The following is a 24,520-nucleotide window of genomic DNA, read 5'->3' on the forward strand; positions in this document are numbered from 1 at the left end:
CCATCATGCCACCGGGCGGTGACCGGCAGGCATCGAGCGGGTCAACGCGCAGTGACCTGCTCGCCGGCGGGCTCGTCGTCCTCGTGCACATTGAAGCGGTAGCCGACGTTCCGCACGGTGCCGATGAGGCTCTCGAGCTCGCCGAGCTTCGCGCGGAGCCGCCGCACATGCACGTCGACGGTGCGGGTGCCCCCGAAGTAGTCGTACCCCCACACCTCGCTGAGCAGCTGCTCGCGAGTGAAGACGCGCGAGGGGTGCGCCGCGAGGAAGCGGAGCAGCTCGAACTCCTTGTAGGTGAGGTCGAGCGGACGCCCGTGCACCTTGGCCGAGTAGCTGGCCTCGTCGATGACGACACCCGAAGCCTGGATCTTCTCGTTCGGCAGGGCGTCGCGGCTGCGGCCGAGGGCGAGCCGGATCCGCGCGTCGAGCTCGGCCGGCCCGGCGCCCTCGAGCACGAGGTCGTCGACGCCCCACTCGGGGGTGACCGCCATCAGGCCGCCCTCGGTGCAGATGAGGATGAGCGGCACGGACAGGCCGGTCGTGCGCAGGATCTGCGCGAGGGCCTTCGCCCCGGCGAGGTTCGTGCGAGCATCGAGGAGGATCAGGTCGCAGTCGGGCGCGTTGACGAGCTGCTCGGGCGAGGCGGGGATCACCCTCGTCCGATGCGCCAGGAGCGCCAGGGCCGGGAGGACGTCATCGTCGGCGGCCGGCGACAAGATCAGCAGCTGCGCCACGCACACCCTCCAGTAGTAAGGTGCGGTCAATACTACGGGCAACGGCGAGCGGTCGCCGCGAACGAGGAGACGGAGCGGGATGGACACCAGCGAGGCCGAGGGCGGACGAGTCGGCATCGTCCTGATCTGGCTGATCGCGCTCGCGGGATCGGTGCTCGTCGTCGCCCTCGCGTACGGCGGTCAGCGGGTGTGGTTCGGCGACACCAGCGCGCTCGGCGTCTACCGGGCGCTCGGCGTCGTGTTCGCGGCATCCGTCCTCGGTGCGCTGCTCGTCCAGCTCGCCACGCGGCGCCCGGTCGGGTACGTGGCCAGGGCGAGCGCCTCGGTCGGCGGGGCCGCGGTGCTCATCGCACTCGCGGCCGCGGCCGTCGCGCCCCTCGCCGTCGGCCTCAGCGGGTAGACTTCGAGACATGGATCAGCTGGTCGCTCTCGAACTCCTCTTCATCGGTCTGCTCGGCCTCGCGACCGTCACGATCGCGTGGATCTCGGGCGTCGTCGTCTACAAGCTCTTCAAGGGCCAGCGCTAGGCGCTGCGGCATCGCGATGATCGAGCTGCCAGTCGGCCTGCCCGCCGAGCTCGTGCCGCTCTCCTGGCTCCTCGGAGTCTGGGAGGGCTCGGGCGTCATCGACTACAAGATCGGCGAGGAGTCGGTCACGCGCGAGTTCGGTCAGCGCGTCAGCTTCAGCCACGACGGGCTGCCGCACCTGAACTACACTTCCTATACCTGGCTCTTCCCGGCCGAGGAGGGCGGCGAGCCCACCCCGCTCACGACCGAGACGGGCTACTGGCGCATCGCCCGTCAACGCGGCGAAGGCGACCCGGGCCCGGCGATGCTGCCGGCCTCCGGTGAGTCGGCCTACACCGACGCCGAGCAGGTCGAGGCGCTCCGCAACGACGAGGGCGGCTTCGACCTCGAGGTGCCGATCGTGCATCCCGACGGCGTCACCGAGCTCTACCTCGGCCAGGTGAAGGGCCCGCGCATCGACCTCGCGACCGACGCCGTGATCCGCACGAGCGGCGCGAAGCCCTACGCCGCCGCCACCAGGCTGTACGGGCTCGTCGATGGCCATCTCCTCTGGGCCTGGGACATCGCGGCCCTCGGGCAGGACCTCCGCACCCACGCCTCGGCACGTCTCGCGAAGGCCGACTGATGACCGACCCGTTCCTCTCCCTGCCCGGCGCGGTCGTCGCCGAGGGCGTCGACGCCGGAGTGCCCGGCCACTACGGTGAGCCGATGCGCGAGCAGCGCGCGCTCGAGCGGGGCCAGGCCGTCGTCGACCTCGGCGACCGCGGCATCGTCACCGTCGCCGGCCCCGACCGGCTGAGCTGGCTGCACTCCATGGCCAGCCAGGCGCTCGACCGCCTCGCACCCGGCGACAGCGCCGAGGCGCTCTTCCTCGACGCCAACGGCCACATCGAGCACGTCGCGCACGTGATCGACGACGGCGAGCGCAGCTGGCTCGTCGTCGAGGGTGACGAGGCCGCGGCGCTCGCCGCGTTCCTCGACCGCATGCGCTTCATGCTCCGGGTCGAGGTGGCCGACGTGAGTGCCGAGTTCGCCGTCCTCGCGGCCCTCTCGAGCGAAGCGCTCGACGCCGCCGTCCCCGCCGCCGCTCCGGCCGGTGTCGCGCTCGACTGGCGCGACCCCTGGGCCGCGGGCAGCCCGGGCGGCCATCGCTACGCGCCCGAGGCCGGCCACCCCGCGGCATCCTGGACCTGGGTGGAGCGCATCGTCCCGCGCGCCGCGCTCGCGGACGCTGCGGCCGCCGTCGCGGCCGGCCGGGTCGCCGCCGCCGGATCGCTCGCGGCCGAGGCGTTGTGCATCGCCGCCTGGCGCCCGCGCCGGGCGACCGAGGTCGACGAGAAGGCGATCCCGCACGAACTCGACTGGCTGCGCAGCGCCGTCGACCTCGGCAAGGGCTGCTACAAGGGGCAGGAGACCGTCGCCAAGGTGCTGAACCTCGGCCGGCCGCCGCGTCGCCTCGTGCTCCTGCACCTCGACGGCAGCGACACGGTCCTGCCGGCCGCCGGCGACGAGGTGGTCGCGCTGAAGGTCCGACCGGAGCCCGCCGAGGGCGAGGCGCCCGAGCGGCGCCCGGTCGGCCGCATCACCTCGAGCGCGATGCACTACGAGCTCGGCCCGATCGCGCTCGCGGTGGTGAAGCGTGCGGTGCCGGCCGATCTCGAGCTCATCGTCGAGAGCCACGGCATCGACGTGGCCGCCGCGCAGGTCGAGATCGTGCCGGCCGACGCCCGCTCCGCCATCGACGTGCCGCGGCTGCCCCGCCTCGGCGTCCGCCGCCCCTAGCCGGGCCTCAGCCCGGGGGAGCGACCGCGGCCCAGTCCAGCGTGAGTTCGCCGAGGCGCCAGCGGCGGATGCCGTCCCGCACCGGCCAGCCCTCGTCGCGCAGCCGGCCGGCGACCTCGATCCAGCGCTGCGCCGGGCCGTACACCGAGAGCGGGGCCGCCTGCGCCCACGCACGGTCGAGGCTCAGGAGGAGCTCGTGCACCCGTTCGCCGGGCACGTTCCGGTGGATGAGCGCCTTCGGCAGCCGTTCGGCGACGACCGAGGGGCGCTCGAGCTCGCGCAGGCGGAGGCTGATCGTGAACGTCCGCGGCCCCTCGGCCGTGACTCCCGCCCAGCTCGCGATGCGGCCCAGCTCGTCGCAGGTGCCCTCGACGAGCAGGCCGCCCGGGGCGAGCCGATCGGTCATCCGCGTCCACGCCGCCGCCACCTCTTCCTCGCCGTACTGGCGCAGCACGTTGAAGGCCCGCACGATCGCGGGCCGCCGCCCGGCGGTGGGCACCTCGAACCCGCCGCGGGCGAACGCGACCGGTGTGTCGACGGCGAAGTGACTGCGGCCGGCCCGCAGCTCGGCGAGCTGGGCGTCGGCGGTGCGCACCCGCGCCGGATCGATCTCCAGCCCGAGCACCTCGACGTCGGGCCGGCGGCGACGGAGCCGGGTCGCGAGCTCGAACGCGGTCACGCCGCTCGCGCCGTAGCCGAGGTCGACCACGAAAGGATCGACGGCGCGACGGAAGGCGGGCTGCTCGGCGATCCAGCGATCCACGCGGCGCAGCCGGTTCGTGTTCGTGGTGCCGCGGGTGATCGCGCCCTCCGGGCCGGCCGGGGCGCGACGGGACGGCGGGGGCGGCGACATGCCTCCAGTCTCGCAGGCGTCCCGCCGTCACCGGATCGAGCGGCCGTCCGCGAGGCTGCGCGCCGCCCGCCGGTAGGCTGGGCACATGCCTCACACCCTCGTGCTGCTTCGCCACGGCAACAGCGAATGGAACCAGCAGAATCTCTTCACCGGATGGGTCGACGTCCGGCTCTCCGAGCTCGGTCTCGGCGAAGCCGCCCGCGCCGGCGAGCTGCTCGCGGCCGAGGGCGTGCTGCCCGACGTGCTGCACACCTCCGTGCTGAGCCGGGCCATCCAGACCGCCGACATCGCCCTCGATGTCGCGGACCGGCTGTGGATCCCGGTGCGCCGCAGCTGGCGGCTGAACGAGCGCCACTACGGCGCGCTGCAGGGCCTCGACAAGGCCGAGACCCTCGAGAAGTACGGTCCTGAGCAGTTCCAGCTCTGGCGTCGCTCCTTCGACGTTCCGCCGCCCGCCCTCGCCGACGACGCAGAGTACTCGCAGGTCGGCGACCCCCGCTACGCGGAGCTCAGCGACGACGAGCTGCCGCGCACCGAGTGCCTGAAGGACGTCATCGCGCGCATGCTGCCGTACTGGGAGCAGGACATCATCCCCGACCTCGCGGCCGGCAAGACAGTGCTCGTGACCGCGCACGGCAATTCGCTCCGCGCGCTCGTGAAGCACCTCGACGGCATCAGCGACGCCGACATCGCCGAGCTCAACATCCCGACCGGCATCCCGCTCGTGTACGAGCTCGACGACGAGTTCCGCCCGCTCGCACCGGGCCGGTACCTCGACCCCGAGGCGGCCGCGGCCGGGGCGGCGGCCGTCGCGGCCCAGGGCAAGAAGTAAGACCGACCGGGCGCGCGGCACGCGTCCGCCCGGAATACAACGGGGCCGGTGGATCGGATGATCCACCGGCCCCGTGTGCGTCGCCGGTGCTGCCGGCGAGCGGGCTACGGCGCCTCGGGCGCCCAGTCGCCGGTCGCGAGGTACTGCACCTTCTTCGCGATCGACACCGCGTGGTCCGCGAACCGCTCGTGGTACCGGCTGGCGAGCGTCGCGTCGACGGTGTCGACGGCCTCGCCCTTCCACGTCTCGCCGAGCACCTTGTCGAACACCTGCAGGTGCAGGGCGTCGATCTTGTCGTCCTCGTTGCGGATCTGCTCGGCGAGCTCCACGTCCTCGCTCGTCAGCAGCTCCGTGAGCTTCTTCGCGATCTCGACGTCGAGCCGGCCCATCTCGGCGAAGGTCGGCCGGAGCGTCTTCGGCACCACCTTGTCGGGGAAGCGGTAGCGGGCGAGCTGCGCGATGTGGGTCGACATGTCGCCCATCCGCTCGAGCGAGGCGCTGATGCGCAGGGCGCTCACGACGATGCGCAGGTCGCGGGCGACCGGCTGCTGACGGGCGAGGATCGTGATCGCCAGTTCGTCGAGCGCGAGCGCTGCCTGGTCGATGCCGTGGTCGTCGGCGATGACCTCCTCCGCGAGCGAGACGTCGGACTCGTTGAACGCACGGGTGGCCTTGTCGATCGACTCCGCGACGAGACCGGCGATCTCGACGAGCCGGTCCTGGACCTCGCGCAGCTCCTGCTGGAACACCTCACGCATGACTTGGAATCCTCACCTCTCCTGCATCGGCGCGGACGCGCTGATGCACCGGTTCCGACCGGCGCGGCAATCCTCCCGATCGAAGGTGAACAGCAGGTGCCGTTCTCCTGAACACTGACCAACGTACCGTCGTATTCGGTCTGATCGGCGACGAGCACCCTTCACGCATCGTTAGTGTGGGAGCCATGGACTCCACCTGGGTGGTGGTCGCAGCGCTCGCCCTCGGCCTCTTCCTCGGCGCCGCCTTCATGGTCGTGCTGCACATGGCCGAACGACGTGGGCAGAGCGCGGCGAGCGTCGCGACCCCGAGCGTTCCCGAGGGCGTCGACCAGGTGCTCGAGGTGCTCGACTCGGCCGGCGTCGTCGTCGACCCCTCGAACAACGCGCTGCGCGCCTCGCCCGGCGCCCTCGCGATGGGGCTCGTGCGCGGGCAGACGCTCGCCCATCAGGAGCTGCTCGACCTCGCGGCCGGCGTGCGGCGCACGGGGGAGCCGGTCGCCCAGGAGCTCGAGCTGGCCCGCGGGCCGTTCGGCGAGCAGACGATGCTCGTGAGCGCGAGGGTGGCGCGGCTCGGCACCCGCTTCGTCGTCATCGTCGTCGAGGACCGCACCGAGGCGCACCGTCTCGACGAGGTGCGCCGGGACTTCATCGCGAACATCAGCCACGAGCTGAAGACGCCGATCGCCTCGGTGGGGCTCCTCGCCGAAGCGCTCGGCGAGGCGGCGGAGGAGCCCGTGCAGGTGCAGCGCTTCGCGAGCCGGCTCGGAGTCGAGGCGCAGCGGCTCGCGCGGATCACCGGGGAGATCATCGAGCTCTCGAAGCTGCAGGCGAAGGACGCGCTGCGGCCGGACACGATCGTGCGGATCGACGAGGTCGTCGCCGCCGCCGTGGACCAGAACCGCGTGGTCGCCTCGGCGAAGGACGTCGACGTCGCCGTGCGCGGGGCCAAGCGGGCCGAGGTCTACGGCGACCGCGCCCTCCTCGCGGTGGCCGTGCACAACCTCATCGCGAACGCGATCGCGTACTCCAACGAGGGCGGACGCGTCGGCGTGGGCGTCTCGACGAAGAAGGGCGCCGTGGAGATCTCGGTGACGGACCAGGGCGTCGGCATGACCGCCGACGAGCTGGATCGCGTGTTCGAGCGGTTCTACCGCGTCGATCAGGCGCGCAGCCGCAACACCGGCGGCACCGGACTCGGTCTGAGCATCGTGAAGCACACCGTGCAGAACCATGGCGGCGACGTGCGCGTCTGGTCGCAGCCGGGCCGCGGCTCGACCTTCACGATCCGGCTGCCGCTCGCCGCAGCGGTCGAGACCCCCGACCCGGTGGGCGAGCCGCCCGCCGCGAACGATCCCACCCCCGCATCCCGAGGAGCCGTCACGTGACTCGAATCCTGCTCGTCGAAGACGAGATCGCCCTGTCCGACCCGCTCAGCTTCCTGCTCGAGCGCGAGGGCTACGAGGTGGAGGTCGCCGCCGACGGCCGTGACGCCCTCGACGCGTTCGACCGCGACGGCGCCGACCTCGTGCTCCTCGACCTGATGCTCCCGGGCCTGCCGGGAACGGAGGTCTGCCGGGAGCTTCGCAACCGCTCGAGCGTGCCGATCATCATGCTGACCGCGAAGGACTCGGAGATCGACATCGTGGTGGGCCTCGAGCTCGGCGCCGACGACTACGTCACGAAGCCCTACTCGACCCGTGAGCTGCTCGCCCGCGTCCGGGCGGTGCTGCGCCGCCGCGTCGAGGCGAGCGATTTCGACGACTCGGTGCTCGAGGCGGGGCGGGTCCGGATGGATGTCGACCGGCACACGGTCGAGGTCGACGGCGTCGCCGTGCCCATGCCGCTGAAGGAGTTCGAGCTGCTCGAGCTCCTGATGCGCAACGCGGGCCGGGTGCTCACCCGCGGTCAGCTCATCGACCGGGTCTGGGGCTCGGACTACTTCGGCGACACCAAGACGCTCGACGTGCACATCAAGCGCATCCGTTCCAAGATCGAGGTCTCCCCGTCGGAGCCGGTGCAGCTCGTCACCGTGCGCGGCCTCGGCTACCGCTTCGAGGCCTGACGGGTCGGCGTCGACGACGAAAACCCCGAGCCACCCGACGGCTGCGCGTCGGTGGCCCGGGGTTCGTGCGTCAGTGCCTCACGGCACGAGTGACGAGTACTCCGCGAGGGTGCCGTCGAGCACGGGGACGTTGATCTCCTGGCCCTCGGCGCCGGTGTACTGGAAGAAGATCGGCATGAGCGAGCCGGGGATGGAGTCGATGCCGTCGAGCAGCACGGGCTCCTGCACCTCGAGGCCCTCGACTTCGTCGACGCCGAAGGCGACGGTGCTGCCGGCGGAGACCACGATGGGCTCGGTGACGCGGCTGCCATCGCCGAACTCGACGTTCAGCTCGGCGTCGTCGTCGCCGCGGTTCACGACCGTCATGACGAGGTTGCCCTGCTCTCCGTCGTCGCTCACGACGAGCACGTTGCGAAGGTCGAGGTCGCCGACGTTGACGGAGACGCCGTCGCTCGCGTCGTACTGCTCGGTGGTCGCCTGGTACGTGATCATCGAGCAGCCGCTGGCGCCGATGACGATACCGAGAGCGAGGGCGGCGGATGCCGCGAGACGCGCCTTCACAGAACCTCCAAGTCCGAAGCCGTGCGCGCGGATCGGCCGTCGCGCACGCGTGGGAATCGTGTCGAGCATAGCCTACGGACGTGCATGCTCGTGGAGGGCCGCATACCTTAGCACGATCCTCGATGTGATATCCTGAAAGTTGCCGAAAGGACTATCATTCATGCTTTTTGAGGTTGGCGAGACCGTCGTTTACCCGCACCACGGCGCTGCAACGATCACCGAGGTGAAGAAACGGATCATCAAGGGCGAAGAGAAGCTCTACCTCAAGCTGAACGTCACGCAGGGCGACCTCGTCATCGAGGTTCCCGCTGAGAACGTCGATCTGGTCGGCGTTCGCGACGTCATCGGCAAGGAGGGCCTCGACCGCGTGTTCGAGGTGCTGCGTGCGCCGTTCACCGAGGAGCCGACCAACTGGTCGCGCCGCTACAAGGCGAACCTCGAGAAACTCGCCTCCGGCGATGTGATCAAGGTGTCCGAGGTCGTCCGCGACCTGTGGCGCCGCGATCAGGACCGCGGGCTCTCGGCCGGCGAGAAGCGCATGCTCGCGAAGGCCCGGCAGATCCTCATCTCCGAGCTCGCGCTCGCCGAGAAGACCGACGAGGAGCAGGCCTCGGTCGTGCTCGACGAGGTCCTCGCCTCCTGAGCCTCGGTCGCCGAAGCCCTCGGCGCCCGACCGGCGTCGAGGTCGTGGCGGTACGCTCGGAGGGTGAGCACACCCTCCGTCGCCGTCATCGTCGTCGCCGCAGGCAGCGGAACCCGGCTCGGTCGGCCCGAACCGAAGGCCTTCGTCCCGCTCGGTGACGGCACGCTGCTCTCGCACGCCGTCGACCGGGTGCTCGGCATGCGCGAGCCCGTGCAGCTCGTCGTCGTGGTCCCGGCCGAGCGCGCCGAGGCGACGCGCTCGGAGCTGGCGGCGCGGGCGGATGCCGCGCACCCTGTCGTCGTCGTCGCGGGCGGCGAACTGCGCCAGGACTCCGTCGCCGCCGGCCTGGCGGCGATCGCGCCCGAGGTCGGCGTCGTGCTCGTGCACGACGCGGCGCGGGCGCTCACGCCGTCGCTGCTCTTCGACGAGGTCGCCGCCGCGGTGCGCACCCGCGGCCACGGCATCGTGCCCGGCCTCCCCGTGGTCGACACCGTGAAGCGGGTGGCCGACGGCCGCGTCGTCGAGACCGTCGATCGCGCCGAACTGGCGGCGGTGCAGACGCCGCAGGGCTTCCCGCGCGGCGCCCTGGAGCGCGCCTACCGGCTGGCGGGCGGCGAGTTCACCGACGACGCGGCCCTCGCCGCGGCGGCGGGGGTGTCCGTCGAGGTCGTGCCCGGCGACGTGCGAGCCTTCAAGATCACGGTGCCCGCCGACCTCCGCCGAGCCGAGCAGCTCGTCGCAGTGGGCGACGCCGACGACGCGGCATCCGCCGACCGCCATGAGGCTCGGCAGGCCGAGCCCGGGCCGTCCATCCTCCCGCCGGAGCCGATCACGGAGCCGCGCCTGGTCACGCCGCGGGTCGGCACCGGCGTCGACGTGCACGCCTTCGCCGACGACGACACGCCGCTGTGGCTCGCCGGGCTCGAATGGCCGGGGGAGCGCGGCCTCGCAGGGCACAGCGACGGCGACGCCGCGAGCCACGCGATCTGCGACGCGCTGCTCGCCGCGGCCGGACTCGGTGACGTCGGCCGCATCTTCGGCACCGCCGACCCGGAGCTCGGGGGCGCGCACGGCGAGGTGTTCCTCCGCGAGACGGTACGGCGGGTCCGCGAGGCGGGCTTCGTCGTCGGCAACGTCAGCGTGCAGCTCGTCGGCAACCGGCCGAAGCTCGCGCCGCGCCGCGAGGAGGCCGAGGCGCTCCTGAGCCGCTTCGTCGGGGCCCCGGTCAGCGTCTCCGCGACGACGAGCGACGGGCTCGGCTTCACCGGCCGTGGCGAGGGCATCGCCGCGATCGCGACCGCGCTGCTGCTGCCCGCCTGAACTCCCGGGCCGCCCGCCCAGGTTCACGTCCCCGCCCGCCGGTAGGCTGGAGCGGTGACGCTCAGACTCTACGACACGAAGGCCCAGGCACTGCGTGACTTCGTCCCCCTCCACGAGGGACGCGTCGGCATGTACGTGTGCGGCCCGACCGTGCAGTCGAGCCCGCACATCGGCCACCTCCGCAGTGCTCTCGTCTACGACCAGCTGCGGCGCTGGTTCGCCTACCGCGGCTTCGACGTGAGCTTCGTGCGCAACGTCACCGACATCGACGACAAGATCCTCGACGCCGCCCACCGCGAGGGGCAGGGCGGCGCGGCCGAGCCGTGGTGGGCGCTCGCGTACCGCATCGAGCTCGAGTTCACCGCGGGTTACGCGGCACTCGGCATCCTGCCGCCGAGCTACGAGCCGCGCGCCACCGCGAGCGTGCAGCAGATGCAGCAGCTCATCGACCGACTGATCGAGGGCGGCCACGCCTATCCCGCCGCCGACGGCTCGGGCGACGTCTACTTCGACACGGGGAGCTGGGCCGACTACGGCTCGCTCACCCGGCAGTCGCGCGAGCACATGGAGGCGGCGGCCGACGCCGACCCCCGCGGCAAGCGCGACCCGCGCGACTTCGCCCTCTGGAAAGGGCGTAAGGCCGACGAGCCCGACTCGGCGGCCTGGGCCTCGCCGTGGGGCGAGGGCCGCCCGGGCTGGCACATCGAGTGCTCGGCGATGGCGGCCCGGTACCTCGGCCCCGAGTTCGACATCCACGGCGGTGGGCTCGACCTCCGCTTCCCGCACCACGAGAACGAACTCGCCCAGTCGACCGCGGCGGGCGACGGCTTCGCCCGGTACTGGGTGCACAACGGCCTGGTGAACGTCGGCGGCCAGAAGATGTCGAAGTCGCTCGGCAACTCGGTCTACGCGGCGGAGCTGCTGGCACTCGCGTCCCCGCTCGCCGTGCGCTACCTCCTCGGCCAGGCGCACTACCGCTCCACGCTCGACTACAGCCCGGAGTCACTCACCGTCGCCGAGGCGGCGGTCGACCGCATCCGCACCTTCCTCGCCCGGGTCGAGCGCCGGCTCGCGGGCACCCGCTTCGCGGGGATCGGCGCGCCCGTCGTGCCGGAGGCCTTCGCCGAGGCGATGGACGACGACCTCGGGGTGCCGCAGGCGCTCGCCGTGCTGCACGACACCGTCCGGGCGGGCAACAACGCGCTCGACGCCGAAGAGCTGCACGAGGCCGCCGTCGCGCACGGGCAGGTCTCGGCCATGGTGCAGGTGCTCGGCATCGACCCGCGCGACCCGCACTGGGCGAGCGACGACGCCGGCCCCGCGGCCACTGCGCTGGGCGTGCTCGTCGAACGGCTGCTCGACGACCGCCGCGCCGCGCGCGAGGCGAAGGACTGGGCCGCCGCCGATCGCATCCGAACCGAGCTCGCCGAGGCGGGCATCACCATCGAAGACAGTCAGACCTCGACTCATTGGAGCCTCTCATGAAGGGCAGCAGCGGAAAGCCGCGCGCTGGAGCCGTCCGCAAGGCCGCGCACTCGAAGCAGGTCGGCACCGGCGGACACGGGCGCAAGGCGCTCGAGGGCAAGGGCCCCACGCCGAAGGCCGAAGACCGGAGCTGGCACGTCGCCGGCAAGCGGAAGGCCGCCCAGGAGCGGTACGAGGCCGCGGGCGGCAAAGGCCGCGCCGGCCAGAAGGGGCGCCCGGGCGCCCCGCGCGGCGCCTCGGGCGCCTCGCAGCGCTCCCGCTCGGGCGACGAGTCCGAGATCGTGACGGGCCGCAACGCGGTCGTCGAGGCGCTCCGCACGAAGGTGCCGGCCACGACGCTCTACCTCGCGCAGCGCGTCGAGATGGACGACCGGGTGCGCGAGTCCCTGAAGATGGCGACGAACCGGGGCATCCCCGTGCTGGAGGTCACCCGACCCGAGCTCGACCGTCTCTCCGGCGACGGGGGCGTGCACCAGGGCATCGCCCTGAAGGTGCCGGCCTACGAGTACGCCCACCCCATCGAGCTGCTCGACGAGGTGCTCGCCTCGGACGAGACGCCGCTCTTCGTCGCCCTCGACGGCATCACCGACCCGCGTAACCTCGGCGCAATCATCCGGTCGGCCGCCGCGTTCGGCGGCCAGGGCGTCATCGTGCCCCAGCGCCGCTCGGTCGGCGTCACCGCGGCCGCCTGGAAGACCTCGGCGGGCGCCGCGGCGCGCATCCCCGTCGCGATGGCCCCGAACCTGACCCAGACGCTCAAGGCGCTCAAGGAGCGCGGGGTGTTCGTGCTCGGCCTCGACGGTGACGGCGACGTGTCGCTGCCCGGGCTCGAGTTCGCCGACCGCCCGGTCGTGATCGTCGTCGGCTCCGAGGGCAAGGGGCTCTCGCGGCTCGTCACCGAGACCTGCGACGCGATCGTCTCGATCCCGATCACCGCCGCGACGGAGTCGCTCAATGCGGGCATCGCCGTCTCGGTCACGCTGTACGAGATCGCGCGGCTCCGCGCCGCCGAGTCGGCGTAGGGTCTCTCGGGCCGCCCGCGCTGTCAAGGGGGCCGCGTCGCGGCGCCGGGCTCCGTAGCGTCGAGGGCATGGAACAGGACGCATACGACCGCATCTCCGAGCTCGTCCACGCCGCCGACGTGGCGATGCTCACCACGACCGGAGCGGACGGCGCACTGCACGCGAGGCCGCTCGCGGCGCTGCAGGACCGCTTCGACGGCACCCTCCGCTTCCTCGTCGAGGACCCGAGCCCGAAGGTCGAGGAAGTCGTCGCGCATCCCCGGGTGAACGTCGCCTACTCCTCCAAGCGCGGCTACCTGTCCATCGCCGGCTCCGCCCGCGTGGTCGACGACGAGGGCGCCGTGGACGAGCTCTGGGGCGCGGCCGCCGAGGCATGGTTCCCCGGTGGACGCGCCGACCCCGAGATCGTCGTGCTCGAGGTGCTCCCCGAGAGTGCGGAGTACTGGGCGCTGACGGAGCCCGGGGTCCTCGCCGCGGCGAAGGCCGTGAAGGCCTTCTTCACGAAGGAGCAGCCCGACATCGGCGAGAACCGCGTCGTCGAGCTGTGAGCGCCGGCGCGCCGGGGCGCCGGCGGCTCAGACCTTGAGCCGCCAGTCGCCCTCGTCGTCGGGGTCGACGACGGCGACGGATGCCGTGTCGGGGACGACCTCGATCGCCGCCGTGAAGGCGTCGGTCGGCGGGCCGATGACCGTGGCCTCGTCGCGGCGGTGGCGGAGCACGGTGTTGATGTAGCTCGTCACGGCCTCGGCGAGCGGGATGTCGTGGCCCGCACGCTGCGCCATGAACCAGCGGTGCTCGAGCAGCTGGTGGAACACCTCGGCCGGCTCCAGTTTGCCGCGCAGCTCGGTCGGGATGGCGCGCACGACCGGCTCGAACACCCGCATCAGCCACTCGTGCGCGACCATCTCCTCGTCGAGCTCGGTCTTGCCGTAGCTCGCGCGGTAGGAGTCGAGGTCGTTCAGGAGCCGCCGGGCCTGGTTCTCGCCGGTGTCGAGGCCGGTGAGGCGCAGCAGGCGGCGCTGGTGATGCCCGGCGTCGACGACCTTCGGCTGGATCCGCACGGTCGTGCCCGACTCGTCCGTCTTGATCGCGAGCTCCTCGATGTCGAAGCCCAGCGCGTTCAGACGCTGCACCCGCTCGTTGATGCGCCAGCGCTCGGCGGCCTCGAAGGACTCGGAGCCCGTGAGCTCGGTCCAGAGCGCCCGGTAGGCGTCGACGATGCCGTTCGAGATGCGCACCGGGTCGAGCTCGTCGGCGACCCGGCCGCCGGCCTCGAGGTCGAGGAGTTCCCCGGCGATGTTCACCCGGGCGATCTCGAGATCGTTCTCGCGCTGGCCGTTGGAGAGGCCGCCCTCGTAGAGCTTGCCGGTCTCGGCGTCCACGAGGTAGGCCGCGAAGGCGCCGGCGTCGCGGCGGAACAGCGTGTTCGAGAGCGAGACGTCGCCCCAGAAGAACCCGACGATGTGCAGGCGCACGAGCAGCACCGCGAGCGCGTCGACGAGCCGGGTCGCGGTGTCGGGCCGGAGCGTCTGGGAGAACAGCGCGCGGTAGGGGAGCGAGAAACGCAGGTGCCGGGTGACGAGCACCGGCTTCAGCTCCTCGCCCTCGGCATCCGTGCGGTTCGTGATGACGGCGACCGGCTCGACGCAGGGGATCTCGAGCCGCTGCAGCGTGCGCAGCATCTCGTACTCGCCCTTGGCCATCTCGGCCGTGGTCTCCTTGATCGCGACGATGTGCTCGCCGAGATGCGCGAAGCGCACCAGGTGGCGCGAGATGCCCTTCGGGAGCGCGGCGATGGTGTCGCTCGGCCACGATTCGAGCGGGAGGTCCCACGGCAGGTCGAGCAGGGCCGGATCGGCCATCGCCGAGGTGATCGAGAGGGAGCCGCTCATGGGGCCATCCTTCCAGGTGCAGGCCGTCCCGGTCCGCGGACGGCCCAGAACGGCGGATGCCGGTCGGGATCGCTCCCGACCGGCATCCGGTGTCCGTCGATCGTGACTCAGGCGGCGACGACGCGCGCGCCGAGGCGCTCGCCCGACTCGGCGTCGAAGACGTGCACGTGGTGCGGCGTCGGCGTGAGGTAGACGGTGTCGCCGGCGAAGGGGTGGGCGCGGCCGTCGACGCGGGCGACGATGTCGGTGCGCTTGCCCTCGATCTCGGAGTGGCCGTACAGGTAGCCGTCGGCGCCGAGCTCCTCGACGAGGTCGACCTTCACCTCGAGGCCCTCGCCGGCGGTCGTCGAGACCTGGATGTCCTCGGGGCGGACGCCGATCGTGACCTGCGAGCCGCTCGCGTGGGTGAGGACGTCGCGCTCGACCGGGACGACCGCGGTGCCGAAGCGGATGCCGCCGTCGGCGATGTCGGCCTGGAACAGGTTCATCGCTGGCGAGCCGATGAAGCCGGCGACGAAGACGTTCGACGGCTTCTCGTAGAGGTCGCGCGGGGTGCCGACCTGCTGGAGCAGGCCGTCCTTCAGCACGGCGATGCGGTCGCCCATGGTGAGCGCCTCGGTCTGGTCGTGGGTGACGTAGACCGTGGTGACGCCGAGGCGGCGCTGCAGCGAGGCGATCTGGGTGCGGGTCTGCACGCGGAGCTTGGCGTCGAGGTTCGACAGCGGCTCGTCCATGAGGAAGACCTGCGGCTGGCGCACGATCGCGCGGCCCATGGCGACGCGCTGGCGCTGGCCGCCCGAGAGGGCCTTCGGCTTGCGGCTGAGGTAGGGCTCGAGGTCGAGGAGCTTGGCGGCCTCCAGGACGCGCGCGGCGCGCTCCTCCTTGCCGACGCCCGCGATCTTGAGCGCGAAGCCCATGTTCTCGGCGACGGTCATGTGCGGGTAGAGCGCGTAGTTCTGGAAGACCATGGCGATGTCGCGGTCCTTCGGCGGCACGTCGGTGACGTTGCGGTCGCCGATGAAGATGTTGCCGTCGTTGACCTCTTCGAGGCCGGCGAGCATGCGCAGCGAGGTGGACTTGCCGCAGCCGGACGGGCCGACGAGGACGAGGAACTCGCCGTCGGCGATCTCGAGGTCGAGCTTGTCGACGGCCGGGCGGGTGCCGCCGGGGTACAGGCGGGTGGCCTGGTCGAACGTGACAGATGCCATGATGATTTCTCCTTCACCGGCAGGTACGTGCCGGACGATCCGTAGTGATGGAAGTGCGTCGACGGTGACGCCCGCTCAGTATCGCACACGGTGGAGGGGGTGCCGACCCGGCCCCCGAGCGGGGGCGTCCCGACGGGCTCCGCGCGCGTCCAGCCGCCGTTTGGGTGATTCCCAGGCACCGTTCCTACTATCGTGGGTGCGTTCGCATGCAGACGTGCGCCCCCCACAGCGACCCGGAGTGACCATCGATGAGCAACGGCGGATCGAATCAGCCTCGCCCCAACAAGAATGACCGTCGAGAGGCGGCGCGCGAGAAGGCTCGAGCCCTCCGCGAGGAGCAGAAGAAGCGGGAACGCCGCAACAAGGTCCTGCTCCAGGGCGGCATCATCGTGGCCGTGGTCGCCATCGCGGCGCTCATCGGCGGGCTGATCTTCAACAGTGTGAAGCCGGCGGGCCCCGGTCCGCGCAACATGGCGAGCGACGGCATCGTGTTCACCGGCACCGACGGCGCGCTGACGCCCACCGAGACGCCGGCGACCCCGGCCGGCGGCAAGCCGACGCCGACGAAGCAGGACGACTCGGGCGAGGTCGCGAACATCGTGACCTACATCGACTACCTCTGCCCCTACTGCGGCCAGTTCGAGCAGACCAACCGCGACGCCATCAAGACGATGGTCGAGCAGGGGGCGGCGACGCTCGAGGTGCACCCCATCGCCATCCTCACGAACCGCTCGGCCGGCACCCAGTACTCGCTCCGTGCTGCGAACGCGGCCGCGTGCGTCGCCGACGTGTCGCCCGAGAACTTCCTCGACTTCAACGACGCGCTGTTCGAGAACCAGCCCGCCGAGGGCTCGACCGGCCTCAGCAACGACGACATGAAGAAGCTGGCGGAGCAGACCGGAGTGGGGTCGCTGTCGAAGGTCGAGAAGTGCATCGACGACATGCAGTTCAAGAGCTGGGTGCAGGATGCGACGAACCGCGCCCTGAGCGGCCCGCTGCCGAACACGACCGAGGTCGAGTCCGTGAAGGGCACGCCGACGGTGCTCGTGAACGGCAAGCAGTACACCGGGTCGCTCTCCGAGCCGACCGAGTTCCAGGCCTTCGTCACGCAGGCGGCGAGCCAGAGCTTCACGAACTCGACGCCGAGCCCCAGCGAGACGCCCACCCCGGCGCCGGCCCAGTAGCGGCCAGCGCCGAGGCATCCGCCTTCGAACGGCCCGTCCCCGCCCACGTGCGGAGACGGGCCGTTCGGCGTCTGCGCCGCGCGCAGGTGCCGGCGACGGCCGCCGCTAAGATGGGCGTGGCCACTCGCCCGCCGGCTTGGCGCAATTGGTAGCGCACCGTACTTGTAATACGGGGGTTGCAGGTTCAAGTCCTGTAGCCGGCACTGAAAAGGCCCGGAATCTCGCCGGAGCTCTCCCATCTCGCCGCCGTACGCGATTCCGCTCGAGTCTTGTGCTTTCCTCATGAAGGTACGAGACTGACGTGGTCGGCGACGCCCCGCCGACTCGGGGGGAGGCTGGGCGATGTCGAAGACGAGGAAGCGTGGTTCGCGGCTGGCGGCGGTGGTGATCGCCGCCGTACTCGCCGCATCCGGAGGGGTGCTGCTCGCTGGCCCGGCCAATGCGGAACCCAATCCGGGCACGCCGGTCGACGGCGGTCTGGGCGATATCGCCACCGAGACCAGGATCTCGCAACTGCTGAACGTCGGGTCCGTGTCCGGTGGGCAGAATCCGGCCGTCGACCCCGCAGCGACGCCGTACCCGGCGGTGCCGGGAGTGCCGGTCGCGGCGACGACCACGGCGCAGGCGGTGCTGAAGGACATCCACGATCCCACCGGCCCGATCCAGGGACTCGCGTACTGCATCGACCTCGAGTCCGACACGACCGTGGGGGTGAACTACAAGCTCGGCCCGTGGACCGAGGCGAGTGTGCCCAACCTGGTCTACGTCAACTACATCCTGACGAACTACTTCCCGAACGTCCCGTCCGTCCCGGCCGGCACGATCGTGCAGAAGGTCGCCGCCGTCCAATCGGCGATCTGGTACTTCACCGATCACTTCATCCTCGCCGACACGGACCCGGTCCGGGCCGCCACGGCGGCGATCATCCTCGATGCCCAAACGAACGCGGGCGGTGGCGCACCGCCACTGCCGACCCTCACGCTCACGCCGAACAGCGCCCAGGTGCCCACCACCGGTGACCTGGTCGGGCCGTTCACCGTCGGCGGGACCGCCGCGACCGCCACCTTGCAGGCGCTCGGCGTCGAGGTCTTCGCCGACGCCGCCGGCACGCAGCCGCTCGCGGACGGCGACACCGTCGCACTGGGCGCGCAACTCTGGATGCGATATCTCTCGACGACGACTCCACAAGGATTCCGCCTGACGTCGATCCAGTCCGTCGTGCAGGGGAACGTCTTCCTCTACGACGGGTCGAACGCCGGCCGCACGACCGCGCAGAAGCTGATCCTCGCGCAAGCCACCGACCTGCCGATCCGCGCCGGCGTCACGGCCACGCCCTACGCCGCGGGATCGCTGCAGATCACGAAGATCATCACCGGAGAGACAGCCGGACTGCAGGGACCGCTGGAGGTCACCGCGAGCTGTTCCGACGGCGAGACGATCACCGAGTACACGACGACGTTGCCCGCGGGTACCGGGGCCGGGTCCCACCCGATGCCGGTCATCTCCCCGATCCCGGCGGGTGCGGTCTGCACCATCACCGAGACCGCGGACGGGGTGAACGAGCAGGTCGTCCTCGTCTCCAGTACCATCGAACCGTCGGACGTCACGATCATCGAGCAGGAGACCGCGCAGGTCGAGGTGACCGACGAGTACGGTCCCGCCCCGACCCCGACGCCGACCCCGACGCCGACGAAGACACCGAGCGCGGGCGCGCTGCCCGCGACGGGAGCGTCGGGCGGTCTCGGCCTGGGGCTCCTCGCGGGTGTGCTCCTGCTCGCGGGCGCCGGGATCGCGGTTCAGCGGCGGTTCGCCAAGACGGCACGATAGCCCTCGCACCGGGAACGGAGGGGGCCGCCCCGTGCGGGACGGCCCCCTCCGGCCCCGTGCACGGCGGGCGGGCGGCCGGCTCCACGGAGCCGGCCGCCGTGCCTTACCGTGGGATGCGGCCGACCCGCCGCCGGACGGGCCGCGGCGAGCGAGAGGACCCGGATGACCGAATCGACGCGGACACCGCGAGTGCGACCGCTCCCGACCGTCGCCGGAGGATCGCCCGATGCCGGCCCGCCCGAGGCTCGGCACGACGCGCACGGGCACCTCGAGCGCGGGCAGTTGCCCGTCGCGCTCGCCCTCGTCGTCGCGGTGACCGCGGGCGGGCTCACCGCGGTGCAGTCCCGGATCAACGGCGAGTTCGCCCGCGTCGTCGGCGACCCCTACACGGCCGCGGCGATCTCCTTCGGCAGCGGCCTGGTGATCCTCTCCCTCGCGCTGCTGGTCTGGAAGCCGGGCCGCGTCGGCCTCCGCCGGGTGCGCGAGGCGCTCGCCGACCGGCGGCTCGCCTGGTGGATGCTGCTCGGCGGTCTCGCCGGGGCCTGGTTCGTGACGACGCAGGGCCTCTCCTCGGCGACGCTCGGCGTGGCGCTGTTCACGGTGGCGATCGTCGCGGGGCAGACCGTCGGCGGCATCGTGTTCGACCTCGTCGGGCTGGGACCGGGTGGTCGTCGTCGGCTGACCCCCACCCGGGTGCTCGGCGCCGTGCTCGCGCTCGGGGCGATCGCGTGGGCCGTCTCGGCGCAGCTCGCGCACCACGTGCCGCTCCTGCTCATGCTCCTGCCGTTCACCGCCGGCGTCGGCGTGGGCTGGCAGCAGGCGGTCAACGGGCGCGTCAAGCAGGCGGCCGGCAGCGCGCTGACGGCGACCTTCGGCAACTTCCTCGGCGGCACGATCGCGCTCGTCGTCGCCGCGCTCGTGCACGGAGCGGTGGCGGGCTTCCCGCAGCTGCCCGGGATCTGGTGGCTCTACGTCGGCGGCGCGCTCGGCTGCATCTTCATCGCCGCGCAGGCGGCGGTCGTCCGCACGATCGGCGTGCTGCTGCTCGCCCTGTGCGGAGTGGCGGGGCAGCTCGCCGCGGCCCTGGCGCTCGACCTCCTGCTGCCGACCGCCGAGCGGCCGCTCGAGCTCGCGACCGTCGGCGGCACCGTGCTGGCGCTCGTCGCGGTGCTCGTCGCGAGCATCCGATGGTCGCGGCACGCGCACGCGGCGAAGGCCGGCGGCGAGTAGCGCTCAGCCGCGGGATTCGAACCGTTCGGCGATGCCGGGATCGCGCCGTTCGGGGCGGGGCTCGTCGGGCCGACCGCCGACGTAGAGCCAGCCGAGCAGGAGCTCGCCGTCGGCGAGACCGTGGAACTCGGCCACGGCCGCGTCGCGGGTGTACGGGCCGGAGCGCCACATGACGCCCCAACCGGCCTCGTCGAGCAGCAGGCTCAGCACATGGGCGACGCCGGAGGCGACCGCCTCCTGCTCCCACGCATGCACCTTGAAGTGCGGGCGCGTCGTCGCGATGACCGCCACGAGGAGCGGCGCGCGCAGTGGCTTCGCCGCGACCTTCCCGGGATCGGCGCCGCGGGCCGCCGCGGCATCGCCCAGTGCGCGGCCGAGGCCGGCGCGGGCCTCGCCGCGCAGGGCGATCACTCGCCAGGGCGCCAGGGAGCCGTGATCGGCCACCCGCCCGGCGGCCTCGAGCAACGCGAGCAGCTCGGCGTCGTCGGGTGCGCGCTCGGTCACCTTGGGGGAGGAGCGGCGCCGGAGCGCCGCCTCCCTCGCGGAGGCCACGCTCAGGATTCCGGCGTGAAGTCGAGCGCGATCGAGTTCATGCAGTAGCGATCACCGGTCGGGGTGCCGAAGCCGTCGGGGAACACGTGTCCGAGGTGGGACCCGCAGTTCGCGCAGCGCACCTCGGTGCGCACCATGCCGAGGCTCGTGTCCTCGATCAGCTCGACCGCCTCGGGGCGGACCGACTCGTAGAAGCTCGGCCAGCCGCAGCCGGAGTCGAACTTGGTGCCGCTCTTGAACAGTTCGGCCCCGCACGCCGCGCACTGGTAGACGCCGGCGCGCTGCTCGTCGAGCAGCTCGCCCGTCCACGGGCGTTCGGTCGCCGCCTCGCGCAGCACGGAGTACTGCTCGGGATCGAGCTCCTGGCGCCACTGCTCGTCGCTCTTGTCGACCCGATAGCTCATTTCCCGGAATCCTCTCGATTCGTGCCCCGCCGGGCGGATCCGCGAGCCGGGGGTAGCTCGCACGCTCATCGCCAGCTCCATCGTGGCAGGCCCGGCGCGCCGGACAAACCCGGCACCGTCATACAACACGAGCGCGTCCGGCCCTGTTCCCGTCGGCGGTGCCGGATGCCGAACACACGCCTCCCGCGCGGCATCCTCCCGGCGGCCCGAGCCTAGGATGTGCTTCGAGGCGCGCGAACGCGCCATCGAGGCGGGAGGCGAGACGCATGGGCGCAGGCGGGAACGGGGTCGCGGATGCCTCGCTCGACGACCGTGCGCTCCGGATTCTCGCCTTCGAGGCACGCGCCTGGCCCGACGCCGATACGAAGAGCGAGGCCATCCGTCACGAGCTCGGGCTCAGCGGAGCCAGGTACTACCGTCTTCTCGGCGGCATCATCGAGCAGCCCGCGGCGCTGCGACATGATCCGCTCCTCGTCAATCGCCTGCTGCGCCTTCGCGACGCCCGTGTCGCGGCCCGAGCGCATCGGGCGCCCACGCCCGGCCGGGCGCTCGACTGAGCCCGGCCCCGACGATCGAACTGGACCCATGGCGCAGAACTTTCCCCGCGACCGATTCGACAGCCTGCCGAACGGCATCGACCGCGTCGGCGCGCATCGCGCGCCGGAACGCCGCGGTCGCGGATGGATCGCCTTCGGGATCGCGGCGCTCGTCACCGTCGTGCTCGTCGCCGCGGGCATCGTCGGTCTCATGATCTTCAACGGACGGCTCGACTTCGCCGAGCCCTCGCCGCCGCCGCCGTCGGAGCAGCCGGTCGAGACCGCCGTGCCGACGGTCGCTCCGGACGTGCCCGTGCTCGTGCTGAACGGAACGGATGCGAGCGGCCTCGCGGGCACCGCCTCCGAGACGTTGCAGGCGGCCGGGGTCCCGGTGTCCTCGGCGGCGAACGCGAGCGAGAGCACGATCGAGACGACCACCGTGTACTACGCGAGCGAGGAGCTCGAGGGGGCGGCTCGCGGCGTCCTCGGCGCGCTCGGGGTCGGCGACGTCGGCCTCGATCCCTCCATCGCGGAGACCGGCGGCACCATCACCGTGGTGCTCGGGGCCGACTACGCGGCGGCAGTCGCCGGCTGACCAGGTGCTCGAGGAGGGCCGGCGGCTCGCCTTCGAGCTCGGCACGGGGTCGAAGGCCCCGCAGGCCGAATCGGTCCGCCCGGCCTGAGTCCCGACCGTCGCAGAACGCGCCTCCGATCGGTGGGGGCGCGTTCCGTCGTCTTCGCCCAGCGTCGGCTCGCGGACGGCCCTCCGCTCGCCTTGCACTCTCGGACGCAGAGTGCCAGAATCGTCTTAGCACTCGTTCGTTTCGAGTGCTAAACACCATTCTTTTGACGTCCGTGAAGGGACGAGAGGAAACTCATGGCAAAGATCATCGCTTTCGACGAGGAAGCCCGCCGCGGGCTCGAGCGGGGCCTGAACACGCTCGCCGACGCGGTCAAGGTCACCCTCGGCCCGCGCGGCCGCAACGTGGTCCTCGAGAAGAAGTGGGGCGCCCCCACCATCACGAACGACGGCGTGTCCATCGCCAAGGAGATCGAGCTCGACGACCCGTACGAGAAGATCGGCGCGGAGCTCGTCAAGGAGGTCGCGAAGAAGACCGACGACGTCGCCGGTGACGGGACGACCACCTCGGTCGTGCTCGCCCAGGCGCTCGTTCGCGAGGGTCTCCGCAACGTCGCCGCCGGCGCCGACCCCATCTCGCTGAAGCGCGGCATCGAGAAGGCCGTCGCGGCCGTCTCGGAGGAGCTCCTCGCCGCCGCGAAGGAGATCGAGACGAAGGACGAGATCGCCGCGACCGCGTCGATCTCCGCCGCCGACCCCCAGATCGGCGAGATCATCGCCGAGGCGATCGACAAGGTCGGCAAGGAGGGCGTCGTCACCGTCGAGGAGTCGAACACCTTCGGCACCGAGCTCGAGCTCACCGAGGGCATGCGCTTCGACAAGGGCTACCTGTCGGCGTACTTCGTCACCGACCCGGAGCGCCAGGAAGCGGTCTTCGAAGACCCCTACATCCTCATCGCGAACAGCAAGGTCTCGAACATCAAGGACCTGCTGCCCATCGTCGACAAGGTGATCCAGACCGGCAAGCAGCTGCTCATCATCGCCGAGGACGTCGACGGCGAGGCGCTCGCGACCCTGATCGTGAACAAGGTCCGCGGCATCTTCAAGTCGGTCGCCGTCAAGGCGCCCGGCTTCGGCGACCGCCGCAAGGCGCAGCTGCAGGACATCGCCATCCTCACCGGCGGCCAGGTCATCAGCGAGGAGCTCGGCCTCAAGCTCGAGAACGTCACGCTCGACCTGCTGGGCCAGGCTCGCAAGGTCGTCATCACCAAGGACGAGACGACCATCGTCGAGGGTGCGGGCGACGCCGAGCAGATCGCCGGCCGCGTCGCGCAGATCCGCCAGGAGATCGAGAACACCGACTCCGACTACGACCGCGAGAAGCTCCAGGAGCGCCTCGCCAAGCTCGCGGGCGGCGTCGCCGTCATCAAGGCGGGCGCGGCCACCGAGGTCGAGCTCAAGGAGCGCAAGCACCGCATCGAGGACGCCGTCCGCAACGCGAAGGCCGCCGTCGAGGAGGGCATCGTCGCCGGTGGTGGCGTGGCCCTCATCCAGGCCGGCAAGGCGGCGTTCGAGAAGCTCGAGCTCGTGGGCGACGAGGCGACCGGTGCGAACATCGTCAAGGTCGCGATCGAGGCTCCGCTCAAGCAGATCGCTCTCAACGCGGGCCTCGAGCCGGGTGTCGTGGCGAACAAGGTGTCGGAGCTCCCCGCGGGTCACGGTCTGAACGCCGCGACCGGCGAGTACGGCGACCTGCTCGCCCAGGGCATCATCGACCCGGCCAAGGTGACCCGCTCGGCGCTGCAGAACGCCGCGTCGATCGCCGGTCTCTTCCTCACGACCGAGGCCGTCGTCGCCGACAAGCCCGAGAAGACGGCCGCCCCGGTCGGCGACCCGACGGGTGGCATGGACTTCTAGTCCGAACGCGGGCGCTCACCGCGAGCGCACCGTATCGGGGTCTCGTACCCTGCTGAGCGCGAAGGGCGCCTCCGAGCCGGAGGCGCCCTTCGTCGTCGCGGCTCGTGGTCGCGGCTCGTCGTCGCGGGCTGCGGCCGAGCAGCCGCTCTGGCCGCAGCCCGGCCGTCGCCCGGGGTGTACTAGCGCAGGAACAGCCTCGTGTTGGCCTGCTCGGCCTCGGCATACGCGGTCCCCGCCATGGTGAGCGCCTGCCGTAGCGCGGCGAGGTTCGCCTCGACCTGCTGCTGGGTGGCGCGCCAGTCGGCGACCGCCCCCTGGAAGGCGGCCGAAGCCGACCCGCTCCACACCGACTGCAGGCCGGCGAGCTGGGCCACGAGGGCCCCCACCTCGCTCTGCAGCCGATCGATCGTGCTCTGCACCACCTGCGTGGCACCGAGCACCTGGCCGCTGTCGACGGCGTAACTGGTCATCGTGCTCCCTCCGGTCGGGGGGGGGCGGGGGGGGGCGGGGGCGCGCTTCGACGCTAGGCGGCCCCGGCGCATTCCGAGCGCGGGCGGCGCCGGCTGTGGATTCCGAGCGCCGGCGCGCCGCGGGGGAGGAGGGGCGTCTCC

26 protein-coding genes and 1 tRNA gene are annotated in these 24,520 nt (G+C 71.8%); 18 read left to right on the forward strand and 9 right to left on the reverse strand.

Annotated elements, in window-relative coordinates; genetic code table 11:
* Positions 1–41 precede the first annotated feature (41 nt).
* The gene (locus M3147_RS00950; protein ID WP_251201662.1) at positions 42–734 is read right to left on the reverse strand and encodes a winged helix-turn-helix domain-containing protein; all 693 of its coding nucleotides are present in this window, start codon (positions 732–734) and stop codon (positions 42–44) included.
* Between the two features lie 79 nt (positions 735–813).
* Here M3147_RS00950 and M3147_RS00955 point away from each other — a divergent pair, with 79 nt between their 5' ends.
* From M3147_RS00955 to ygfZ, 3 genes are all read left to right on the forward strand, one after another.
* Complete coding sequence (locus M3147_RS00955) at positions 814–1,134, forward strand: hypothetical protein (protein ID WP_251201663.1); 321 nt, start codon at positions 814–816, stop codon at positions 1,132–1,134.
* Between the two features lie 143 nt (positions 1,135–1,277).
* Positions 1,278–1,886, forward strand: coding sequence for an FABP family protein (locus M3147_RS00960; protein WP_251201664.1), 609 nt, complete (start codon positions 1,278–1,280; stop codon positions 1,884–1,886).
* The gene (gene ygfZ / locus M3147_RS00965; protein ID WP_251201665.1) at positions 1,886–3,043 is read left to right on the forward strand and encodes a CAF17-like 4Fe-4S cluster assembly/insertion protein YgfZ; all 1,158 of its coding nucleotides are present in this window, start codon (positions 1,886–1,888) and stop codon (positions 3,041–3,043) included. Before M3147_RS00960 ends, ygfZ begins: the two co-directional genes overlap by 1 nt.
* Before the next feature lie 7 nt (positions 3,044–3,050).
* Here ygfZ and M3147_RS00970 read toward each other — a convergent pair whose 3' ends face one another.
* Entirely contained in the window at positions 3,051–3,896 is an 846-nt protein-coding gene (locus M3147_RS00970; protein ID WP_251201666.1) for a class I SAM-dependent methyltransferase, read from the reverse strand.
* A gap of 85 nt (positions 3,897–3,981) precedes the next feature.
* On the opposite strand from M3147_RS00970, the gene M3147_RS00975 reads away from it, so the two are divergent.
* Positions 3,982–4,728, forward strand: coding sequence for a phosphoglyceromutase (locus M3147_RS00975; RefSeq protein WP_251201667.1), 747 nt, complete (start codon positions 3,982–3,984; stop codon positions 4,726–4,728).
* 104 nt (positions 4,729–4,832) lie between these two features.
* Here the strand turns inward: M3147_RS00975 and phoU are convergent, their stop codons facing one another.
* The gene (gene phoU / locus M3147_RS00980) at positions 4,833–5,486 is read right to left on the reverse strand and encodes a phosphate signaling complex protein PhoU (RefSeq protein WP_251201668.1); all 654 of its coding nucleotides are present in this window, start codon (positions 5,484–5,486) and stop codon (positions 4,833–4,835) included.
* A 185-nt stretch (positions 5,487–5,671) separates the two neighbouring features.
* On the opposite strand from phoU, the gene M3147_RS00985 reads away from it, so the two are divergent.
* Positions 5,672–6,871, forward strand: a complete 1,200-nt coding sequence (locus M3147_RS00985; protein ID WP_251201669.1) for a sensor histidine kinase — start codon at positions 5,672–5,674, stop codon at positions 6,869–6,871.
* Positions 6,868–7,548, forward strand: coding sequence for a response regulator (locus M3147_RS00990; protein WP_251201670.1), 681 nt, complete (start codon positions 6,868–6,870; stop codon positions 7,546–7,548). The genes M3147_RS00985 and M3147_RS00990 overlap by 4 nt, the downstream gene beginning before the upstream one ends.
* A 78-nt stretch (positions 7,549–7,626) precedes the next feature.
* On the opposite strand, the gene M3147_RS00995 is transcribed toward M3147_RS00990, so the two are convergent.
* The gene (locus tag M3147_RS00995) at positions 7,627–8,109 is read right to left on the reverse strand and encodes a hypothetical protein (RefSeq protein ID WP_251201671.1); all 483 of its coding nucleotides are present in this window, start codon (positions 8,107–8,109) and stop codon (positions 7,627–7,629) included.
* Positions 8,110–8,269: 160 nt separating this feature from the next.
* On the opposite strand from M3147_RS00995, the gene M3147_RS01000 reads away from it, so the two are divergent.
* The 5 genes from M3147_RS01000 to M3147_RS01020 all read left to right on the forward strand — a co-directional run bounded on the left by M3147_RS01000 (position 8,270) and on the right by M3147_RS01020 (position 13,127).
* The gene (locus tag M3147_RS01000; RefSeq protein WP_189083844.1) at positions 8,270–8,752 is read left to right on the forward strand and encodes a CarD family transcriptional regulator; all 483 of its coding nucleotides are present in this window, start codon (positions 8,270–8,272) and stop codon (positions 8,750–8,752) included.
* Positions 8,753–8,815: 63 nt separating this feature from the next.
* The gene (gene ispD / locus M3147_RS01005) at positions 8,816–10,072 is read left to right on the forward strand and encodes a 2-C-methyl-D-erythritol 4-phosphate cytidylyltransferase (RefSeq protein WP_251201672.1); all 1,257 of its coding nucleotides are present in this window, start codon (positions 8,816–8,818) and stop codon (positions 10,070–10,072) included.
* A gap of 54 nt (positions 10,073–10,126) precedes the next feature.
* Positions 10,127–11,557 carry a cysteine--tRNA ligase gene (gene cysS, locus M3147_RS01010; RefSeq protein WP_251201673.1) on the forward strand — a complete coding sequence of 477 codons (1,431 nt, stop codon included), beginning with the start codon at positions 10,127–10,129 and terminating at the stop codon, positions 11,555–11,557.
* Positions 11,554–12,579 (forward strand): 23S rRNA (guanosine(2251)-2'-O)-methyltransferase RlmB, encoded by a 1,026-nt coding sequence (gene rlmB, locus M3147_RS01015; RefSeq protein WP_251201674.1) that lies wholly within the window; start codon positions 11,554–11,556, stop codon positions 12,577–12,579. Before cysS ends, rlmB begins: the two co-directional genes overlap by 4 nt.
* A 68-nt stretch (positions 12,580–12,647) precedes the next feature.
* Positions 12,648–13,127: a pyridoxamine 5'-phosphate oxidase family protein gene (locus tag M3147_RS01020; protein WP_251201675.1), complete on the forward strand. Its 480-nt coding sequence runs from the start codon at positions 12,648–12,650 to the stop codon at positions 13,125–13,127.
* Positions 13,128–13,154: 27 nt separating this feature from the next.
* Here M3147_RS01020 and M3147_RS01025 read toward each other — a convergent pair whose 3' ends face one another.
* Both M3147_RS01025 and M3147_RS01030 read right to left on the reverse strand, forming a co-directional pair.
* Positions 13,155–14,471: a DUF4032 domain-containing protein gene (locus M3147_RS01025; RefSeq protein WP_251201676.1), complete on the reverse strand. Its 1,317-nt coding sequence runs from the start codon at positions 14,469–14,471 to the stop codon at positions 13,155–13,157.
* Positions 14,472–14,578: 107 nt separating this feature from the next.
* Positions 14,579–15,679, reverse strand: coding sequence for an ABC transporter ATP-binding protein (locus M3147_RS01030; RefSeq protein ID WP_251201677.1), 1,101 nt, complete (start codon positions 15,677–15,679; stop codon positions 14,579–14,581).
* Between the two features lie 248 nt (positions 15,680–15,927).
* Between M3147_RS01030 and M3147_RS01035 the strand changes: the two genes are divergently transcribed.
* The 4 genes from M3147_RS01035 (at position 15,928) to M3147_RS01050 (ending at position 19,920) form a co-directional block, all read left to right on the forward strand.
* The gene (locus tag M3147_RS01035; protein ID WP_251201678.1) at positions 15,928–16,863 is read left to right on the forward strand and encodes a DsbA family protein; all 936 of its coding nucleotides are present in this window, start codon (positions 15,928–15,930) and stop codon (positions 16,861–16,863) included.
* Between the two features lie 130 nt (positions 16,864–16,993).
* Positions 16,994–17,066: transfer RNA gene (locus M3147_RS01040), tRNA-Thr, on the forward strand.
* A gap of 139 nt (positions 17,067–17,205) precedes the next feature.
* Positions 17,206–18,690: a thioester domain-containing protein gene (locus M3147_RS01045; RefSeq protein ID WP_251201679.1), complete on the forward strand. Its 1,485-nt coding sequence runs from the start codon at positions 17,206–17,208 to the stop codon at positions 18,688–18,690.
* Between the two features lie 162 nt (positions 18,691–18,852).
* Positions 18,853–19,920 carry a DMT family transporter gene (locus M3147_RS01050; RefSeq protein ID WP_251201680.1) on the forward strand — a complete coding sequence of 356 codons (1,068 nt, stop codon included), beginning with the start codon at positions 18,853–18,855 and terminating at the stop codon, positions 19,918–19,920.
* Positions 19,921–19,923: 3 nt separating this feature from the next.
* Here the strand turns inward: M3147_RS01050 and M3147_RS01055 are convergent, their stop codons facing one another.
* Together M3147_RS01055 and msrB are read right to left on the reverse strand one after the other, a co-directional pair.
* Entirely contained in the window at positions 19,924–20,472 is a 549-nt protein-coding gene (locus tag M3147_RS01055) for a nitroreductase family protein (RefSeq protein WP_251201681.1), read from the reverse strand.
* A gap of 2 nt (positions 20,473–20,474) precedes the next feature.
* Positions 20,475–20,876, reverse strand: a complete 402-nt coding sequence (gene msrB, locus M3147_RS01060; protein ID WP_251201682.1) for a peptide-methionine (R)-S-oxide reductase MsrB — start codon at positions 20,874–20,876, stop codon at positions 20,475–20,477.
* Between the two features lie 266 nt (positions 20,877–21,142).
* Here msrB and M3147_RS01065 point away from each other — a divergent pair, with 266 nt between their 5' ends.
* From M3147_RS01065 to groL, 3 genes are all read left to right on the forward strand, one after another.
* A complete protein-coding gene (locus M3147_RS01065; protein ID WP_251201683.1) occupies positions 21,143–21,433 on the forward strand; it encodes a DUF3263 domain-containing protein in 291 nt (96 codons plus the stop codon).
* A 28-nt stretch (positions 21,434–21,461) separates the two neighbouring features.
* Entirely contained in the window at positions 21,462–22,007 is a 546-nt protein-coding gene (locus M3147_RS01070) for a LytR C-terminal domain-containing protein (protein WP_251201684.1), read from the forward strand.
* A 282-nt stretch (positions 22,008–22,289) separates the two neighbouring features.
* Positions 22,290–23,909 (forward strand): chaperonin GroEL, encoded by a 1,620-nt coding sequence (gene groL, locus M3147_RS01075; protein WP_251201685.1) that lies wholly within the window; start codon positions 22,290–22,292, stop codon positions 23,907–23,909.
* Positions 23,910–24,088: 179 nt separating this feature from the next.
* Here groL and M3147_RS01080 read toward each other — a convergent pair whose 3' ends face one another.
* On the reverse strand, positions 24,089–24,379 hold the full coding sequence (locus tag M3147_RS01080; protein WP_251201686.1) for a WXG100 family type VII secretion target: 291 nt from the start codon (positions 24,377–24,379) through the stop codon (positions 24,089–24,091).
* Positions 24,380–24,520 lie beyond the last annotated feature (141 nt).

It is taken from the genome of Agromyces mediolanus, from assembly GCF_023715325.1.
Taxonomy (GTDB): domain Bacteria; phylum Actinomycetota; class Actinomycetes; order Actinomycetales; family Microbacteriaceae; genus Agromyces; species Agromyces mediolanus_A.